This is a genomic window from Mycobacterium bulgaricum (assembly GCF_041287165.2).
GTDB lineage: Bacteria > Actinomycetota > Actinomycetes > Mycobacteriales > Mycobacteriaceae > Mycobacterium > Mycobacterium bulgaricum.
The window spans coordinates 1,052,502-1,070,413 of record NZ_JBGGKV020000001.1 but is presented as its reverse complement, the minus strand read 5'-3'; the positions used below and the strand labels follow the sequence as shown (position 1 = coordinate 1,070,413).

The 17,912-nt window shown below is 68.0% G+C and carries 17 protein-coding genes; 5 read left to right on the top strand and 12 right to left on the bottom strand.

Annotated features, from left to right (window positions below; genetic code table 11):
- Nucleotides 1-7: 7 nt before the first annotated feature.
- From ACAG24_RS05225 to ACAG24_RS05190, 8 genes are all read right to left on the bottom strand, one after another.
- Complete coding sequence (locus tag ACAG24_RS05225; protein WP_370471586.1) at nucleotides 8-2,488, bottom strand: RHS repeat domain-containing protein; 2,481 nt, start codon at nucleotides 2,486-2,488, stop codon at nucleotides 8-10.
- 164 nt (nucleotides 2,489-2,652) lie between these two features.
- Nucleotides 2,653-4,470, bottom strand: coding sequence for an ABC transporter ATP-binding protein (locus tag ACAG24_RS05220; protein WP_370471585.1), 1,818 nt, complete (start codon nucleotides 4,468-4,470; stop codon nucleotides 2,653-2,655).
- On the bottom strand, nucleotides 4,467-6,380 hold the full coding sequence (locus tag ACAG24_RS05215) for an ABC transporter ATP-binding protein (protein WP_370471584.1): 1,914 nt from the start codon (nucleotides 6,378-6,380) through the stop codon (nucleotides 4,467-4,469). The genes ACAG24_RS05220 and ACAG24_RS05215 overlap by 4 nt, the downstream gene beginning before the upstream one ends.
- Nucleotides 6,373-8,292 carry an ABC transporter ATP-binding protein gene (locus ACAG24_RS05210; protein ID WP_370471583.1) on the bottom strand — a complete coding sequence of 640 codons (1,920 nt, stop codon included), beginning with the start codon at nucleotides 8,290-8,292 and terminating at the stop codon, nucleotides 6,373-6,375. The genes ACAG24_RS05215 and ACAG24_RS05210 overlap by 8 nt, the downstream gene beginning before the upstream one ends.
- A 108-nt stretch (nucleotides 8,293-8,400) precedes the next feature.
- Entirely contained in the window at nucleotides 8,401-8,949 is a 549-nt protein-coding gene (locus ACAG24_RS05205; protein WP_370471582.1) for a chromate transporter, read from the bottom strand.
- Between the two features lie 4 nt (nucleotides 8,950-8,953).
- A complete protein-coding gene (locus tag ACAG24_RS05200) occupies nucleotides 8,954-9,529 on the bottom strand; it encodes a chromate transporter (RefSeq protein WP_370471581.1) in 576 nt (191 codons plus the stop codon).
- Nucleotides 9,522-10,502 (bottom strand): phospholipase D-like domain-containing protein, encoded by a 981-nt coding sequence (locus tag ACAG24_RS05195; protein ID WP_370471580.1) that lies wholly within the window; start codon nucleotides 10,500-10,502, stop codon nucleotides 9,522-9,524. The genes ACAG24_RS05200 and ACAG24_RS05195 overlap by 8 nt, the downstream gene beginning before the upstream one ends.
- On the bottom strand, nucleotides 10,487-10,750 hold the full coding sequence (locus ACAG24_RS05190; RefSeq protein WP_370471810.1) for a hypothetical protein: 264 nt from the start codon (nucleotides 10,748-10,750) through the stop codon (nucleotides 10,487-10,489). Before ACAG24_RS05190 ends, ACAG24_RS05195 begins: the two co-directional genes overlap by 16 nt.
- On the opposite strand from ACAG24_RS05190, the gene prrA reads away from it, so the two are divergent.
- The gene (gene prrA / locus ACAG24_RS05185) at nucleotides 10,740-11,450 is read left to right on the top strand and encodes a two-component system response regulator PrrA (protein ID WP_370471798.1); all 711 of its coding nucleotides are present in this window, start codon (nucleotides 10,740-10,742) and stop codon (nucleotides 11,448-11,450) included. The genes ACAG24_RS05190 and prrA overlap by 11 nt on opposite strands.
- Nucleotides 11,451-11,460: 10 nt before the next feature.
- Nucleotides 11,461-12,804, top strand: a complete 1,344-nt coding sequence (locus ACAG24_RS05180; RefSeq protein WP_370471579.1) for a sensor histidine kinase — start codon at nucleotides 11,461-11,463, stop codon at nucleotides 12,802-12,804.
- A gap of 17 nt (nucleotides 12,805-12,821) precedes the next feature.
- Here the strand turns inward: ACAG24_RS05180 and ACAG24_RS05175 are convergent, their stop codons facing one another.
- Nucleotides 12,822-13,184 (bottom strand): FKBP-type peptidyl-prolyl cis-trans isomerase, encoded by a 363-nt coding sequence (locus ACAG24_RS05175; protein ID WP_370471578.1) that lies wholly within the window; start codon nucleotides 13,182-13,184, stop codon nucleotides 12,822-12,824.
- Nucleotides 13,185-13,236: 52 nt separating this feature from the next.
- On the opposite strand from ACAG24_RS05175, the gene ACAG24_RS05170 reads away from it, so the two are divergent.
- Nucleotides 13,237-13,485: a DUF2630 family protein gene (locus ACAG24_RS05170; protein ID WP_370471577.1), complete on the top strand. Its 249-nt coding sequence runs from the start codon at nucleotides 13,237-13,239 to the stop codon at nucleotides 13,483-13,485.
- A gap of 45 nt (nucleotides 13,486-13,530) precedes the next feature.
- On the opposite strand, the gene ACAG24_RS05165 is transcribed toward ACAG24_RS05170, so the two are convergent.
- From ACAG24_RS05165 to ACAG24_RS05155, 3 genes are read right to left on the bottom strand one after another with little or no spacing between them, the layout of a single operon-like run.
- Nucleotides 13,531-14,115 (bottom strand): hypothetical protein, encoded by a 585-nt coding sequence (locus ACAG24_RS05165; protein WP_370471576.1) that lies wholly within the window; start codon nucleotides 14,113-14,115, stop codon nucleotides 13,531-13,533.
- A 21-nt stretch (nucleotides 14,116-14,136) separates the two neighbouring features.
- Entirely contained in the window at nucleotides 14,137-14,856 is a 720-nt protein-coding gene (locus ACAG24_RS05160) for an MspA family porin (RefSeq protein WP_370471575.1), read from the bottom strand.
- Nucleotides 14,857-14,902: 46 nt separating this feature from the next.
- Nucleotides 14,903-15,556, bottom strand: coding sequence for an MspA family porin (locus ACAG24_RS05155; RefSeq protein WP_370471574.1), 654 nt, complete (start codon nucleotides 15,554-15,556; stop codon nucleotides 14,903-14,905).
- A 174-nt stretch (nucleotides 15,557-15,730) separates the two neighbouring features.
- On the opposite strand from ACAG24_RS05155, the gene ACAG24_RS05150 reads away from it, so the two are divergent.
- Nucleotides 15,731-16,345, top strand: coding sequence for an Rv2240c family protein (locus ACAG24_RS05150; protein ID WP_374150760.1), 615 nt, complete (start codon nucleotides 15,731-15,733; stop codon nucleotides 16,343-16,345).
- Nucleotides 16,338-17,897: a phytoene desaturase family protein gene (locus ACAG24_RS05145; RefSeq protein ID WP_370471572.1), complete on the top strand. Its 1,560-nt coding sequence runs from the start codon at nucleotides 16,338-16,340 to the stop codon at nucleotides 17,895-17,897. Before ACAG24_RS05150 ends, ACAG24_RS05145 begins: the two co-directional genes overlap by 8 nt.
- Nucleotides 17,898-17,912: the final 15 nt, after the last annotated feature.

The window sequence follows — 17,912 nt, the reverse complement described above, 5'->3', positions numbered from 1 at the left end:
GTGACGCTCAGAGAGACGTCAGCGGGGTGAACGTCCGCACCGTTGTCGCCCAGGCGCCGTCGACAAACTCGGAGACCGTCAGGTAGGCCGTCCCGTCGGGTCCGAACGCGACGGGGTCGACTGTCGCGCCCGGGCTCAGGTCGAGGTCGAGCACCTGCGTTCCGCCGTCGGGCGTCAGCGCCCAGACGCCGGCATCCTGCCCGCTGAAGGTGGCGTAGGCCGTGCCGTCTGCGCCGAACGCCAGGGCAGCCTGCGCGAAGACATGGTTCAGCTGTTGCGGCACAAGGAATCCCGAGGCATCGAGAGAGGAGACCACGTCGCCGGCAGCGTCGAAGCCGACGATGTGGAAGGCGGGATTCTGACCGGACTCCTGGGTGGCGAGATAGGCCACCCCGTCGGGGCCGAACTGCAGCAGCGGGAAGTTCGGCAGCAGCCGCGTTCCCGGCTGCGGCGCGCTCACGGCGTCATTGGACAGTGTGATGACGGCGTACGCCGCGCCCGGCCCCACGCCGTTCTCGTACTCGATCACCTGGTAGGGCGCACCGTCGGGGCCATAGATCACGGTGGTGTCGACCGATGCTTCCGCGGGCAGTGCCACCGTCCGGTCGATGGTGCCGTCGGGATTGATGACCGCCAGATACGTTGCGCCGCCGACGGTGTAGGCCACGTAGCCGTGGTCACCGATGTCGGGGTCGACGACGTAGCCCGATGTCGATCCCGATTCCGGTCGTGACACCAGCGTGATCGTGCCGGGTATCGCGACCGTCTCGACGGTGCCGTCGGGGCTGACCACCGCCACGCTGTCGGTCTGGGTGGCCTGGTTGCGCACCGACACATAGACCGTGCCGCCCGGAGTGACTGCAATGGTGTTGATCACCGAACCGTCGATGGGATCCGAGGTCTCGATCGTCGTCGCGGTGATCTTCGAGACGAAGGACCTGCCGGTCACGGCGTCATAGGTGGCCTGGTACACCCCGTCGGCGGTCACCGCTTTGCGACCCACTGGAGCACCGACGATGTCGCGCGCCGTGCGGGTCGTCCCGGTGAAGGTGTAGACGCGGGTCGATGTCCTGCCGAAGAACGTCCGTTCCACCGTGAGGTATCCGCGTCCGTCGGCACCGATGAGGACCTCGTCGAGCAGATCGGAACGGGGAAGCAACAACCGCCTCGGGGTGCCGGACGAACTGACCGCCAGCACCGACTGCGTGCCGAACAGCGATGTGGCCGTCAGGTAGGCGGTGCCGTCGGGTGCGAAGGTGACAGCACTTCCCGCCCTGCCGACCTGGTAGGTCCGCAGACGGTTCGTCGGGGAGATTCGCACGAGCCGGTCCCCTGGATATCCCAGCCCGGTGGGGAACTGGAAGGTCTGCAGGTAGATCGACCCGTCGGGCGCGGCCTCCAGAGGCCCGGAGGGCTGGCCGATGACCGAACCCAGCCGCCTGACCTGACCCGACGAGTCGACGATGCTGACAACCGTGGTGTTGGTGGACGTTCTGTGGGTCGTCAGGACGAGGCTGCCGTCCGGGCGCACCACCGCGCGGGCCTGCTCCACCGGCACGCCTGCGATCGGGCCGGTGGTCGAGATGACGGTGCCGTCCCGGTCGATGATGCTGACCCGGGTCGCTGTCGGCGCGTTCGTGACCGGATCCACGTCGTAGGTCACCTGATAGACGGTTCCGTCGGGGCCGACGACGACCGGCCCCGCGGACCGGCCCGGGGTCGAGTCGCTGTCGGCCGCGTCGGGTTCGACCAGCGAGGAGGTTCCGTCGGCGGCCCCCGATTTCTCGATCTCGGTCCGCGGCCGATCGAACTGCCTGCGCGCGAAGGCCAGGACTGCCCACAGCAGCGGCGACTCGACCGGTGCGGCGGGGCCGTCGACGCTGCGCGACGGCGCCTGTGGCGCGAAGAGCCGCTGCCACACCGACACCGCCTCCGCCTCCGCCTCCGCCTCGACGGGAGGCTGCGGGGCAGGGGCGTTCACGGTCGTTGGTTCCGTCTCGGCCGCCGGCGCCGCGATGTCGTCGGACGCCGCCGGTGCGGCCGGTTCGGTGGACCCGTCTCCGTCTGCCTGCTCGTCCTCGGCCGCCGACTCGTCATCGCCGACCGGCGCGTCATCCGGCGCGTCGTCGGCGGCGCCGGCGGTGTCGGCGTCTGCCGATAGCTTGCTGGACATCGACTTGCGTGTTTTCTTCGACGCTGCGTCGTCGATGTCGTCGTCCTCAGATGCGTCCGGGCCGGCCTCGTCTCCCGCGGGCGGTTCATCCGCACCGGAATTACCGCCCGCGTCAGCGTCGTCGTCGGTCCGAGCTCGGGGCGGTTTCGTCGAATCCGAGGATTTGTCAGTCTGTTTAGCGGGGGCAACGCTGCTGGACGAGTCTGTTCCCGCCGGGGTCGCCCACGCCGTGCCCGATAACACCAGAGCCCCTGCGCCGACGCCCATCGCCACCGCCAGTGCGCCCACCCTGCCGACGTAGCCCGCGTTCTCCACCGATATCCCCCCACGTTTTGCTGTTATCCGTGTGGGAGCTTAGGCCCGGGACCGCGTTTCCGGACCGCAATTCGGGTAGACGCGGCCGACGAGCGCGCGCTTCTGCACGGATGTACTGGGCGCGTCGCCGGGCAGACGCGCGCGCTCGCGGTGCGAAGGGCGGGTCAGGCCAGGGACTGGACCCAGGACCGGTGCAACGCGGCGTAGTGCCCACCCTCGCGCGCCGTCAGCTCACCGGGTGGTCCATCTTCGACGATCCGGCCGTGTTCGAGCACCAGCACCCGGTCGGCGATCTGCACGGTGGAGAGCCGGTGCGCGATCACGACCGCTGTCCGGTCGGCCAGCACCGTCTCCAGAGCACACTGCACCAGCCGCTCGCTCGGAATGTCCAGTGACGACGTCGCCTCGTCCAGGATCAGCACCGCAGGGTCGGCCAGGAACGCCCTCGCGAACGCGACCAGCTGCCGCTGCCCCGCCGACAACCGCCCGCCCCTCTTGGCGACGTCGGTGTCGTAGCCTTCGGGCAGCGCCTCGATGAAGGTGTGCGCACCAACGGCTTCCGCGGCGTCTCGCACCTCCTCGTCGGTGGCGCCGGGCCTGCCGAAGCGGATGTTGTCGGCGATCGTCCCGCCGAACATGAAGTTCTCCTGCGTCACCATCACGACGTGTCGGCGCAGGTCGGCCTGCGACACGTCACGTAGATCGATCCCGTCGAGGGCGACCGCACCCGACACCGGGTCGTAGAACCTGGTGATCAGCTTCGCGATCGTCGTCTTGCCCGCACCCGTCGTACCGACCAGCGCCACCGTCTGTCCGGCAGGGATCACCAGGTCCAAACCCGGCAGCACAGGACGGCCGGGCACGTACTCGAATTCGACGTCACGCAGGGCGATCTCGCCACGGACGTCGCCGAGGTCGGTGGGCTGCGCCGGATCGCTGATCGCGGGCTTCTCCGCCAGCACGCCTGCGAGCTTCTCCAGCGCCGACGCCGCCGACTGGAACGTATTGAAGAACTGCGAGATCTCCTGCATGGGTTCGAAGAACATCCGCAGATAGAGCAGGAACGCGGTAAGCGTGCCGATTGTCATCTCGCCGTGCAACACGCGGTATCCGCCGTAGAGCAGCACCACCCCGGTGGTCAGGTTGCCGACCAGCTTGACGCCGGGCATGAAGACGGCGAGCAGCTTGAAGGTGCGCTCGTTGATCACCCGGTACCGATCCGCGACATCCTCGAAGATCTCCTGGTTGCGCGGCTCGCGTCGGTAGGCCTGCACCGCTTTGATCCCCGTCATCGTTTCGACGAACTGCACGATGACCAGAGCCGAGATCTCGCGGACATCGCGGTAGGTCTTCGACGACTCCCGCTGGAACCACCAGACCAGCAGCACCAGAATCGGGAAGGCCGCCAAACACATCAGCCCGAGCCTGACGTCGAGCACCACCAGCAGGACCGCGGTGCCCACCAGCGTGAGCACGGCCGTGATCAGGCTGTCGAAGCCCGTCTCCAGCATGTCCTGGATCGCTTCGACGTCGTTGGTGGACCGGCTCACCACGCGGCCGGAGGTGTAGCGATCGTGGAACGCGATGTCGAGCCTGCCGAAATGGCGGAAGACACGCCTGCGCAGTTCGAGCAGCACCTTCTGGCCGGTGCGGCCGGACCGGCGCAGGAAGTACATCCGGCTGACAGCCTGCACGACGACGACACCGCACAGCGTTCCGACGATCGTCAGCAGCGTCGTGGCGGGTCCGCCCGCGAGCAGCGGCGGTATCCCGTCATCGATGCCTTTCTGCACCAAGATCGGAACCGACAGCCGCGCAGCGTTTTCCACGACGACGACGATCGCGAGGACGGCCACGACCCGGCGATACGGGCGCAGCAGCGAGTACAGCAGCGCCCGCGCCTCCTGTCGCCGCGGCACCGACTCGTCGATCGGCAGGTCGGTGCTCTCGTCGAACTTTCCGCGCCAATCGGTAGTACTCATCGGTACCTCCCGAGGACCTCGTGTTCCAGCCGGCCCCCCTCCTCGTCGTGCTCGAGGTGCGCGCGCTCATCGCTGTGTTCCCAGTCGCACTCACGCTCGCAGCCGTCGTCGAGCACGTCGTCTTCGCTGTCGGCGGCCAACAGATACCGGTACTCGGGCACCTCCGCCAGAAGCTCAGCGTGGGTTCCCACGTGGGTGATCGTGCCGTTCTGCAGCAACGCCACCCGGTCGGCCAGCAACACCGTCGACGCGCGATGGGCCACCACGACGCCGGTGACGGAATGCAGCACGCGCTGCAGCGCCTCTTCCACCACCGCCTCGGTATGCACGTCCAGCGCAGACAGGGTGTCGTCGAGCACCAGGATCCTCGGGTGCGCCAGGATCGCCCGGGCGAGCGAAAGCCGTTGTCGCTGACCGCCGGACAAACTCATGCCCTGCTCGCCGATCCGGGTGTCCAGACCGAACGGCAGGTCGTACACGAACTGCGCGGCCGCGATGTCGACCGCTTGCCGCAGTTCGTCGTCGGTGGCCCCCGCATTGCCGAGGCGCAGGTTCTCGGCGACCGACATCGAGAACAGCGTCGGGTCCTCGAAGGCGGTCGCCACCGCCTCCCGTAATGCCTCCAGGGACAGCTCGCGGATGTCCTGCGCATCGATGCGGATCTCGCCTTCGGAGACGTCGTAGAGCCGGGAGAGCAGGCCCACCAGTACCGATTTGCCCGACCCCGTGGCGCCGACCAGCGCCAGCGTCTCCCCCGGCTCGACGGTCACGGTGACATGCCGCAGCGCCCAGTCGTCAGGCGCCGAGTCGGGAAACCTGAAACCGACGTCGACGAGCTCGAGCCGACCGCCGCGCGGCGTCCGGTCCCGTGGGCCGTCGGTGATCTCCCTGGGCGCGTCGAAGATCTCCGCGATGCGATTGGCCGCGGTGAACGATTCCTGCGTCATCGACAGCAGGAAGCCCAGCGACGCGATGGGCCAGACCAGTGACAGCATCATCGTGATGAACGCGACCAGGGTGCCCAGAGTGACGTAGCCCTGGCCGGCGGCGTAGGCGCCGAACCCCAGCACGACGATCAACGTCAGGTTCGGGATGATCTCCAGCAGCGTCCAGAACTTCGCCGACACCGAGACGCGGCCGACCTGGGTGTCGTAGAGATCGGTCAGCTGGTCGTCGAAGCGCTCATAGACGTAGTCCTCACGACCGAACGATTTGACGACGCGCAATCCGAGGGCGGCCTCCTCGACATGGGTGGCCACGTGGCCGGCCTGGTCCTGGGCGAGCCGCGACAGCCGCGTGTACTCCTGCTGGAAATGCAGCACCGTCACCGTGATCGGCACGATCGAGACCAGCACGACGACGCCCAACGGCCAGTACATCGCCAGCAGAATGATCGTGACGACGGTGATCTGCAGGACATTGAGGATGAGGAAGGTGAGCCCGAACGACATGAAGCGACGAATCGTGCTGAGGTCGTTCATGATTCGCGACAGCAGCTGGCCGGACTGCCAGCGGCCGTGGAAGGACATCGGCAGGATCTGCAGCCGCGCGTAGAGCTGTTTGCGGATGTCGGCCTCGACGCCCATCGTCGCGCGCGCGACCAGCCAGCGGCGGATGAACCACAACACCGCTTCGGTGATGCCGACGCCAACGGCCGCGGCCCCGACCAGCCAGAGACCCTGCTGATCCTGATGGCGGACGGGCCCGTCGATGACGGCCTTGGTCATCAGCGGAATCGAGATGGTGGCGACCAGGCTGACGAGCGCCACCGTGATCATCACGATCCATCGACCGCGGTACGGCAGCAGGTAGGGCATCATCCGCCACAGGTCCGAGCTGGGTCTGACCTTCTTCGGCGGCGGCCCTATGGAGGGCGCCGCGCGCAGGGAATCAGGTCGGGAGTCAGCCACTTAGAACATCTTCCCATTGCGGGCAAGTGGTTAACGCATCCTCGGCCTCGGCGCCGAACTGGGTGCGGTACAAGTCGGCGTAGCGGCCCTGTCCGGCCAGCAACTGGGCATGCGTGCCGCGCTCGACGATGCGGCCCCCTTCGACGACCAGGATCACGTCGGCGGCCCGCACCGTCGACAGCCGGTGGGCGATGACGATCGAGGTGCGGCCCTCCAGCGCCTCGGCCAGCGCCTGCTGCACCGCGGCTTCGGACTCCGAGTCCAGCGCGGCCGTCGCCTCGTCCAAGATCACAACCCGCGGCGACGCCAGAAGTACACGTGCGATGGTGAGGCGCTGTCGCTGCCCGCCGGAGAGGCGGTATCCGCGCTCCCCCACGACGGTGTCCAGCCCGTCGGGCATGTCTTTGACGACGTCGGCCAGCCGGGCGCGTTCCAGCGCCTCCCACAGGTCGGCGTCCGTGGCTTTCGGAGCAGCGAGCAAGAGGTTGGACCGGATCGATTCGTGGAACAGGTGCCCGTCCTGGGTGACCATGCCGACGGTCTCCTTCAGCGACGCGAATGTCACGTCGCGCACATCGGCGCCGTTGAGGCGGATGGCGCCCGAGTCGACGTCGTAGAGACGCGCCACCAGCGCGGCGATCGTGGACTTGCCCGCTCCCGACGATCCGACGAGGGCCACCATCTGTCCGGCCTCCGCGGTGAACGAAATGCCGTGTAGCACTTCTTCACCGCCGCGCTCGTCGAGTTCGGCGACGTCCTCCAGCGAGGCCAGCGAGACCTGGTCGGCAGACGGGTAGGAGAAGTCGACGTCGTCGAACTCGACGGTGACCGCGCCGCGCGGCACCGCGACGGCGCCGGGTCGCTGCCGGATCAGCGGCACCAGGTCGAGCACCTCGAAGACCCGCTCGAAACTGACCAGAGCACTGGCGATCTCGACTCGCGCGTTGGCCAGCGCGGTGAGCGGTGCGTAGAGGCGGGTCAGCAGAAGGGCGAGCGACACCACGGCGCCGGCCTGCAGGTGCCCGTCGATCGCGAGCACGCCGCCGAGCCCGTACACCAGGGCCAGCGCCAGTGCCGACATCAGTGTCAGCGAATTCATGAAGGTGACCTGCAGCATCGACTTACGGACCCCGATGTCGCGAACCCGGCCGGCGCGCGTCTGAAATTCCCGGGATTCGGATCGCGTGTCGCCGAACAGCTTCACCAGTGTGGCGCCGGGAGCCGAAAACCGTTCGGTCATCTGGATGTTCATCGTCGCGTTGTGGTCGGCGGCCTCGCGCGCCAGCGCGGCCATCGCTGTGCCGATCCGGCGGGCCGGAAACAGGAACACGGGCATCAGGGCGAGCGACAGCAGAGTGATCTGCCACGAGATGCCGAGCATCACGATGAGCGTCAGGGTCAGGGTGACGACGTTGGAGACGACCCCGGACAGCGTGTCGGAGAACGCCCGTTGGGCGCCGATCACGTCGGACCCGAGCCGGCTGACGAGGGCGCCGGTGCGGGTGCGGGTGAAGAACGCGACGGGCATGCGCTGCACGTGGTCGAACACGGCGGTCCGTAGATCGAGGATCAAGCCCTCCCCGATCGTCGACGACAGCCACCGCGTCAGCAGCGACACCGCCGCTTCGCCGAGTGCGACCGCGGCGATCACCAGGGCCAACAGGATGACCGCGCCCACCGACCCGCCGCCGGTGATCTCGTCGACCACCCGGCCCGCCAACAGCGGCGTGGCGACGGTCAGGACCGCACCCACGACGCTGATCAACAGGAAGATCCCGAGGCGTCGATGGTGCCGACCGGAGAAGCGCCAGATTCTGCGCAACAGCCGGCGGTCGGTCAGCGAGCGGACTCTGCCACCTCGCCCGCGCTGCTGCCCGTACAGGGACTGCCTTGCCGCTGCTTCCAAACTCACGTCATCACCGTAGGACCTCAACATTTGTTGAGGTCAACCGATTCCCGGCCGTGCGATTTCGGCGTGGAAATCGCCGCCCAGCGGCGAAAAGCACGCCGAAATCGCGCGTCAGAGCACGCCGACGTACCCGAGCACGGCCGCCGCCGCGACCAGCCACAGCGGGTTGACCTTGGTGCACACGAACACCAGCGTGCACACCGCCGTCAGCAGGTAGGACCGCCAGTCATGATCGGCGGCTCGGCTCATCACCAGCGCGGTGGCCATGATGAGTCCGACCGCCATCGGCGCCAGGCCCTTCTCGACGGCGGCATGCCACGGCGCCTCGTGTGCGCGCTGCCAGACACGCGTGACGAAAAACGTCACGGTGGCCGCGGGCACGACCATCGCGACGATGGCGACCAGGCCCCCGGCGATGGCGGCGGGAACGCCCCCCACCTCATGGCCCGCGCCGTAGCCGACCAGCGTCACGATCAACACGCTGCTCGGCCCCGGCATGGTCTGCGAGATCGAGAACACCTCGGCGAACTGCGTGTTGGACAGCCAGTGGTGGTCGTTGACCGAGCGCAGGTGCATCTCGGGGAGCACGACGTTGCCGCCGCCGATCGACATCAGCGACAGCCCGCCGAACAGCAGAGCCAGCTGAAGGTAGGTACTCACGCCGTCACTGCGTTGTCGGCTCGGAGCCTGCGCGGGTTCCCCGCGGCCACGCCCACCACAGGCACAGTGGGACCAGGATCAGCAGCGTGACGAACAACGGCCAGCGCACCACGCCGTTGAGCAGGAACGCCGCCGCGAACAGCGCGACCGGGATCAATTTGGTCAGGCATTCCCGTCCGGTCTTGATCACCATCGCGACGGTCAAGGCCACCGCCGCCGACGACGCGCCGTGCAGCGCCCCGTGAATCCCGGGCACCTCTTTGAACGTGAAGTAGGCCCAGCCCGCGAAAAGCGTGAGGGTGACGGGAACCGTCATCAGCCCCAGCACCGCGGCGAGAGCACCGGTGGCGCCCCGCAGCTTCGTCCCGACGAAGACCGCGATGTTGACCTGGTTGGCGCCGGGCAGGATCCGGCACATCGTCAGCGCTGACAGGAACTCTCGGTCGTCGAGCCACTTCTTCCGTTCGACGATGATCTCGCGCGACCATGCCGACAGGCCGCCGCCGAACGAGGCCAGCGCCACGTGATTGAAAGCCGCCGCGATGGACGCGTGCGAGACGCGCGGCGCGGGATCAGTCATGGACGAGACCGGGGTCGTGCGGAAAGTCGGTCTCGACGTGCTCGTCGGGCACCAGTGGGTCCGGGGCGTAGTAGCGGCGAGAGGAGTCCCAGTCCCGGGTGAACGTCTCGATGAGGCGATCCACGATCACCGGATCGTCGACGGTGACGCCGAGTTCCCGGCGCAGGTCGAACGCGCTGCGGTCGATGTTCATCGAGCCGACGAGCGCCCGCTGCCGATCGACCATGACGAGCTTGGCGTGGGCGCGAAGATTCTTCTGCTTGTGCACCTTGATGCCGAAGTAGTTCAGCGTCCGCAGCGACGAGAAGGTGTCCAGCACATCACTGTCGCTGATGCCGTGACGTCCGCCGCAGAGGACCTTGACCTTCACGCCCCGGTCAGCAGCGGCCACGATGCGGTCGAGGATGACGGCGTCGACGAATTTCGGGTGCTGGATGTCGAGGTGCGTCCGGGCTGTATCGATGAACTGCGCCATCACCACGCGTGAGTTCGAATTGCTCCACAACAGACCCGCGTTGTCCGAAGGCACCCAATTACCGTGCGCCCAGTCGGCCTCGAACACCTCGATGATCTGACCGACCTGACCCGGGTCGGTGGTGATGACCCCGAAATCCCGGGTGCGGGTGAAGTACTTGGTGCAGAGGTTGAAAGTCGCGATCATCGCCGCGGCCCTGTCGACGACGACGGACTTCTCGTGTGTGACGTAGAACGCCGGGTTCGTCCAGGCGACCGACACCCCCGCGTCCTGCAGACGGACGAACGTCTCGTCGTTGGCGCGCTCGCCGCCCGATTTCGCGGCGTTCAGCATCACCTTGACGTCGACGCCTGCTTTGCGGCGCTCGATGACGGCATCGATGAGCGACTCTTCGGTGAACGTGAACTGCTTGATGCGCAAGGTGTCCCGCGCCGCAGCGATGAACTCGAGCACGGGACCGATCCCGTCGTCGGGTTCGACGATCAGGCGCGGTTCCACCCGCCGGACGCTAGCAGTCGCGGGTCGCGCGTGTGGCGGTAAACACGCTGCTGGCAGCCGCTGCGCGCCTTCCCGACCACCCGCGGGTGCGCAGGCTCCAGGTCTGCGACCGACCGGAAGCTGGGCAGCACCACCATGCCTCGGCACACCGTCACCGTCGAATCGGTGCTCAGGTCGATCACAGCGCCTGAATCGGCGGGCACCGCCTCCCACAGGGGCGCGGGTTCATCGTGCAAGATTGCGGGCATGGACAGTGGTCTGGGCTCACCCCGGGTGCTCGTGGTCGACGACGATCCCGACGTGCTCGCCTCGCTCGAGCGCGGCCTGCGGCTGTCCGGATTCGACGTCTTCACCGCCGTCGACGGCGCCGAGGCGCTGCGCAGCGCCACCGAGACCCGGCCCGACGCGATCGTCCTCGACATCAACATGCCGGTGCTCGACGGGGTGTCGGTGGTGACGGCGCTGCGCGCGATGGACAACGACGTGCCCGTCTGCGTCCTGTCTGCGCGTTCCTCGGTGGACGACCGCGTGGCCGGGCTGGAGGCAGGCGCCGACGACTATCTGGTCAAGCCGTTCGTGCTGGCCGAACTCGTCGCGCGGGTGAAGGCGCTGCTGCGCCGGCGTGGCTCGACGGCGACGTTCTCATCGGAGACCATCACGGTCGGCCCGCTGGAGGTCGACATCCCCGGCCGGCGTGCCCGGGTCGACGGCGTCGACGTCGACCTGACCAAGCGTGAATTCGACCTGCTCGCCGTGCTGGCCGAGCACAAGACCGCGGTGCTGTCGCGGGCTCAACTGCTCGAGCTGGTGTGGGGCTACGACTTCGCCGCGGACACGAACGTCGTCGACGTCTTCATCGGCTACCTGCGGCGCAAACTCGAAGCCAACGGCGCGCCGCGCCTGCTGCACACGGTTCGCGGCGTGGGGTTCGTCCTCAGGCAGCAGTAGAGGTCGACAGTTGATCGCGCTGTCGCGGATCTTCCGCAGAACACCGTCGCTGCGGCAGCGAGTCGCGTTCACCAGCGCCATCGCGGGCGCGATCATCGTCCTCATCGCGGGCACCGTGGTCTGGTTCGGTATCACCGACGCGTGGAACGAACGTCTGGACCGGCGGCTCGACGAAGCGGCGGGGTTCGTCATCCCGTTCCTGCCGCGAGGACTCGACGAGATACCGCCGTCCCCCAACGACCAGGACGTGGTGATCACCGTGCGCCGCGACGACGGCCAGGTGACCTCGAACTCGAACGTGGTTCTGCCGGAACTGGAACCGGGCTATGCCGACACCCAGGTCGACGGCGTGCGCTACCGGGTGCGCACGGTGGCGCTGTCAACCCCGCAACCGATGTCGGTGGCCGTCGGCGCCACCTATGACGCGACGATCGCCGACATCAACAATCTGCACCGGCGCGTACTCATCATCTGCGCGCTGGCGATCGGTGCGGCCACGGTCGGCGGTTGGGTGTTGGCGGCCTTTGCGGTGCGCCCGTTCAAACGGCTCGCGCAGCAGACGATGGCGATCGACGCGGGCGACGAGGATCCCGACATCGATGTCCGCGGGGCCACCGAGGCCGTCGAGATCGCCGACGCCATCAAGGGACTCGTCGAGCGGGTATGGGAGGAGCAGGACCGCACCAAGGCGGCGCTGGCTTCGGCCCGCGACTTCGCGTCGGTGTCCGCGCACGAGTTGCGCACGCCGCTGACCGCCATGCGCACCAACCTCGAGGTGCTCGCCACGCTGGACATGCCGGAGGAAAGCCGCACCGAGATCGTCAACGACGTCATCCGCACACAGTCGCGCATCGAGGCGACACTCGGTGCGCTGGAGCGTCTCGCACAGGGCGAGCTGTCCACCGAGGACGATCATGTGCCGGTCGACATCACCGAACTGCTCGACCGCGCTGCGCACGACGCGATGCGCGTCTACCCCGATCTCGAAGTGTCGCTGGTGCCCGCGCCGACGGTGATCATCGTCGGACTGCCCGCCGGGCTGCGCCTGGCGGTCGACAATGCGATCGCCAACGCCGTCAAGCACGGCGGGGCGTCGCGGGTGCAGTTGTCGGCGGTCAGCTCACGCGACGGTGTCGAGATCGCGATCGACGACGACGGCGTCGGGGTGCCGGAGGAGGAGCGCAAGGTCGTGTTCGACCGGTTCTCGCGGGGCTCGACGGCGTCGCATTCTGGCTCGGGTCTCGGGCTGGCGCTGGTGGCGCAGCAGGCCGAATTACACGGTGGCACCGCATCTTTGGACTCCAGCCCGCTCGGTGGGGCGCGCCTGTTGCTGCGCCTGCCCGGCCCGCGCTGACCTTCGCCGGAAGGACTCTAGCGGGTGGCGAGCAGATCGATGACGAAGATGAGCGTCTTGCCCGACAGCCGGTGTCCGCCGCCCGCGGCGCCATAGGCCTGCGCCGGCGGGATCGTCAGCTTGCGCCTGCCGCCGACCTTCATCCCGGGGATGCCGTCCTGCCACCCCTGGATCAAGCCGCGCAGCGGGAACTCGATCGACTCCCCGCGGTTCCACGAGCTGTCGAACTCCTCGCCGGTGTCGTATTCGACGCCGACGTAGTGGACCTCGACGTTGGCGCCGGGAACAGCTTCCGCGCCGTCGCCGACCACGATGTCTTCGATCACCAGCTCGGTGGGGGCCGGGCCGTCGGGGAACTCGATCTCAGGTTTGGTAGCCATCCGCCCACCCTAGACGCGACCTCTCCGGTGAAGGCACTGCACACTGGTAGACGTGGCTAGTGATGAAGACATCCTGAAGACAGTCAACGACCTCGTCGCCGAGGAACGCGATCTGCGCGACAAGCTGCAGCATCACGAGATCGACGAATCCGAGGAACACCAGCGGCTGAAGGCGCTCGAGGTGCAGCTCGACCAGTGCTGGGATCTGCTGCGGCAGCGCCGCGCACTGCGAGCCAGTGGCGGCGATCCGGACAGCGCGTCGGTGCGCCCCGAGGGCGAGGTCGAGGGCTACCTGAGCTGAGCGCACGGACCGGGGAGACACTTTCCGGCGCAACGGCTTACGTGATCACCCCGGCGGGGGCGGCGGTTCGGCTCCGGGCGGCACATAGAACTGCCCCGGTCCCGGCGGCAGGTTGACCCCGGGAGGCGGAGCGGTTCCGGGCAGCGGCTGACCGAGCTGCTCCTGGGGCCGCTGGCCGAGCATGCCGCCCTCGAGTTGACCGGCGCGGTACATGTCGATCCACCGTCCGAACCATTCGCGACGGCTCACGTCCGAGTTCTCCTGGCCGGGCGGCACATCGAAGACCACGCCCTCACCGGGGGCCGACGGGACGAGATACTGCGGGATGCCGTAGCCGTTGTTGAAGATGTTCAAGTTCGGCGGTGTACCCGGGCCGGCCCCCGGCGCAGACGGAATCGCGTTCTGGCCCAGCACCGTCGAGGGATCCAGACCGGTCACCGACGGTATTCCGAAGGAGCCCGCAGCGGGTTGTCCCGTCTGTCCGAGCACCGCCAGACCGTTGGGCCCGAGCGGGCCGAGCAGGGGTAGCGAAGGCCCGGGAGCGGGCGGTGGAGGCGGGGGCAGCGGTTGGGCAGCGGCGACGCCGGCCGTCGCCAGCGCCCCGATCCCGAGCAGCAGTGCCGTCGGCACCGAACAGCGGTACATGACGCCTCAGACCGCCTTCGTCACGCCGTAATAGGCGACGATGTCATCGTTGTCGGCGCTCGAACTGGTCATCGTCGCGTACGAGCGGATGAACGACTGACCGAGGCATCCGTCGATCTTGATGTGGATGTCCTTCAGCGTGACTCGCACCGGCGCCTTCTTGAAGGATTTCTTGTTGACCGTCACCGTCTGGACGGTTCCCGGCCTCGGATGGAACTCCAGCACCCCGGTCACCGGGAACGAGATGCCGTCGATGAGCGGGCTCACGAGCGTGGACCCCGTCGTCGAAGCACCGACCTGACCGATCAGACGCATCTGCTTGAGTTCGATTCCGCAGCCGATCTGATAGCCGACCTCCAGTGTGCCTCCGGTCAATTCGGTGCTTCCGCTGCCGGTGACATCGCCGCCGAAGGTTCCCCCGACGAGGTATTCCCGTGAGGAGACGGCGGTGGTCAGCGGCGCCACGGGCAGTTGCGTCTCCTCCCCCGCCATCACCGACAGTGTCCAGCCGTCCGGTGTGACGACGACGCCGGGCGGCGAGGACGCCACGATGCCGTTGTCGAGCGGTGGCGGTGGGTTCGTGCCGGGCGGCAACGGAGCGCCGACGGGTGCGGGAGGTGCAGGGGCCACCGGTCCGGGCGGCGCCGGCTGGGCCACGGCCTGCGGCGCCACCGCCATGAGTGGGAGCAGGCATGACGCGGTCAGCGCTGCGAGGCGGGTCAACATGGTCGGGCGGTACCTCTCGTCCTCGGATACGCGGCAGCAGGTGACTTCACACAACCTTGGTGACACCCAGGTAGGTGATGACGTCGTCGGTGTTCTCCGACGAGCTGGTCAACGTGGCATAGGACCGGATGAACGACTGACCGGCGCACTGGTCGGTCTTGATCCGCACACCGTCGATCGAGACGCGCGTCGACGTGCCCTTGAACGTCTTCTTGTTGATCGGCACCGTGGTGACGGTGCCCGGGGACAGATAGACCTTGCCCTGCAGGGTCACCGACAAGGCAAGCGTGGGGTCGTTGCCGAACGGCAGCGCGGGCGTGAAACCTGCACCCGGATTGACCTCCTGTTCGTCGGAGATGATCCCGCAGCCGATCTGCGCGCCCACCTCCAACGTGCCGCCGGTCAGCGTCGTGGTTCCGGCGCCGGTGATGGTCCCGGTGTAGGTGCCACCGAACAGGTATTCCCGGGACGAGACAGCCGTCGTCAGCGGCGCGACCGCCTGCTGGGTCTCGTCACTACCCACCACCTCGATGCGCCATCCATCCGGCGTCTCAAGGACGCCCGCGGGGCCGGACATGACCGCGGTGTCCTGCGGGGGCGCCGGAAGAGGTACCGCGGGGGGCTGTGCAGCAGCCAGGGGCGTCGCGGCCGCGGGAAGCGCGGCGACCGTGAGCACCAGAACGACGAAGCGGTTCTTCATGACTGTGGCGGTGCCTCTCTTGGCCGTCCGGCGGCTCGAATAACTGGATGACAGCGAGCAGTATCAAGCAGGTTGTTTGCCGACCAATGAATACTCCCCGAAATTTCATTCCGCCGGACGACCCCGGTCCGTTCCCCGACATTCTGGTGCGGGTAATCGGCTACCTTACTGTGCATGGCGCGCGAACACAGCCCAGACGAGTCGATTCGGAGTTCGTCCCCGTTCGCACGGTCGGGTGGGCGTGTGCTCGCAGCCCTCGCCTGTGCCGCGGGCGCCGCCGTTGCGCTCAGCCCGGCAATCGCGTTTGCTCAGCCGGTGGACAGCACGGTCGCCGATCCGTTCGCCTCCGGGGCAGCCCAGGTCGTCGCGCCGGGCGTCCCCGGCGTCTCGGTGCTGCCGGCGGACGATGCGGATCCCGCCGCCGTCGCGGCGTGTGCACAGTTCGCCGAAGTGCTGCAGGGCACCTCGCTGTATTACGGGCAGTTCGCCGACGCACTCGAAACCTACGAGAATCCCGACTACTCCACCCCCTCCATCAGCAGTGCCAATGTGTTGGGGCGCACGGCACTTCGGCAGGGCGCCGGCCTGGCACTCACCGCGTCCAACACACCGGGGCTCGCGCCCGATATCGCCGGCCCGATGCGGTCGTGGTCGCTGGGTGCCACCAAGCTGGTGCTCAAGATGGGGTTGCGGACCTCCGGCGAGACGCTGAACCTGTCGGTGGCAGACCTCAACGGGCACGCGACCGCTGTCCAAACTGCCTGTGCCGCAGCCGGAACGCATGCCTGAACCCGCACTGGACGCGGTCATCGTCGGGGGCGGACACAACGGCCTCGTCGCGGCTGCGTATCTGGCCAGGGCCGGGCGGCGGGTTCGGCTCCTCGAGCGCCTCGAACATGTTGGTGGAGCCGCGGTTTCGGCACATGCCTTCGAGGGCGTCGACGCGCGACTGTCGCGATACTCCTATCTGGTGAGCCTGCTGCCGCGGAACATCGTCGACGACTTGGGCGCTCGGGTACGGCTGGTGCCGCGCCGCTTCTCGTCCTACACCCCCGATCCCGCCACCGGCGGCCGGACGGGTCTGCTGATCGGACCCGACTCGACGTTCGGCGCGATCGGAGCGGCCGCCGACCAGAAGGGCTTCGAGGACTTCTACCGTCGCTGCGCCCTGGTGACCTCGCGCCTGTGGCCGACGTTGATCGAACCCCTGCGCACCCGCTCGGAACTTCGCGCCGCGGTGGTCGCCGCAGGCGGCGCCGACGCTGCGGCGGCTTGGCAGGCGATCGTCGAGCGCCCCATCTCCGAAGCGATCACCACGGCGGCCGGCGATGACGTGGTCCGCGGAGTCATGGCAACCGATGCACTGATCGGCACGTTCGCAGCGCTCGACGACGAATCCCTGGTCCAGAACCGATGCTTCCTCTACCACCTCGTCGGCGGCGGTACGGGCGCATGGGATGTGCCGATCGGCGGGATGGGCGCGGTCACCGGGGCGCTGGCAGCCGCCGCGGCAGGATTCGGCGCCGAAATCGTCACGGGTGCCGAGGTTTACGCGATCCACCCCGACGGGGAGGTGCACTACCGCCACGGCGGCACCGACCACCGGGTTGGCGCCACACGTGTCCTCGCGAATGTCACCCCCGCCGTGCTGGCCCGTCTGCTCGGAGAGCCCGAACCCGACATCGCACCCGGTTCTCAGGTCAAGGTGAACCTGATGCTGCGGCGCCTCCCGCGGCTGCGCGACGAGAACGTCACCCCTGAGCAGGCTTTCGGCGGCACGTTCCACATCAACGAGAGTTACCGCCAGCTCGACGACGCATACGCGCGGGCGGCGTCCGGGTCGGTGCCCGCCCCCCTGCCATGTGAGATCTACTGCCACACCTTGGCCGACCCGACGATTCTGTCGGAATCGCTGCGCGCCGCGGGTGCGCACACACTCACCGTGTTCGGCCTGCACACCCCCCACAGCCTGGCACTCTCGGAGGCCCCCGACCGCCTTCGCGACACCTTGACCTCCGCCGCTCTGACATCGCTGAACTCTGTTCTCGCCGAACCCATTCAGGATGTCCTCTGGCAGGACTCGGCGGGCCGTCTCTGCATCGAGACCAAGACGACTGCCGACCTCGAGGGGGCACTCGGGATGACGAACGGCAACATCTTCCACGGCGCACTCGCATGGCCCTTCGCCGAAGACGGCGAGCCACTCGACACCCCGGCTCGCCGCTGGGGCGCGGCCACCGACCATGATCGAATCCTGTTGTGCGGTTCCGGTTCCCGGCGCGGCGGTGCGGTCTCCGGGATCGGTGGGCACAACGCGGCAATGGCGGCGCTGGGGCTGTGAGTCTTCGCGCGCGGT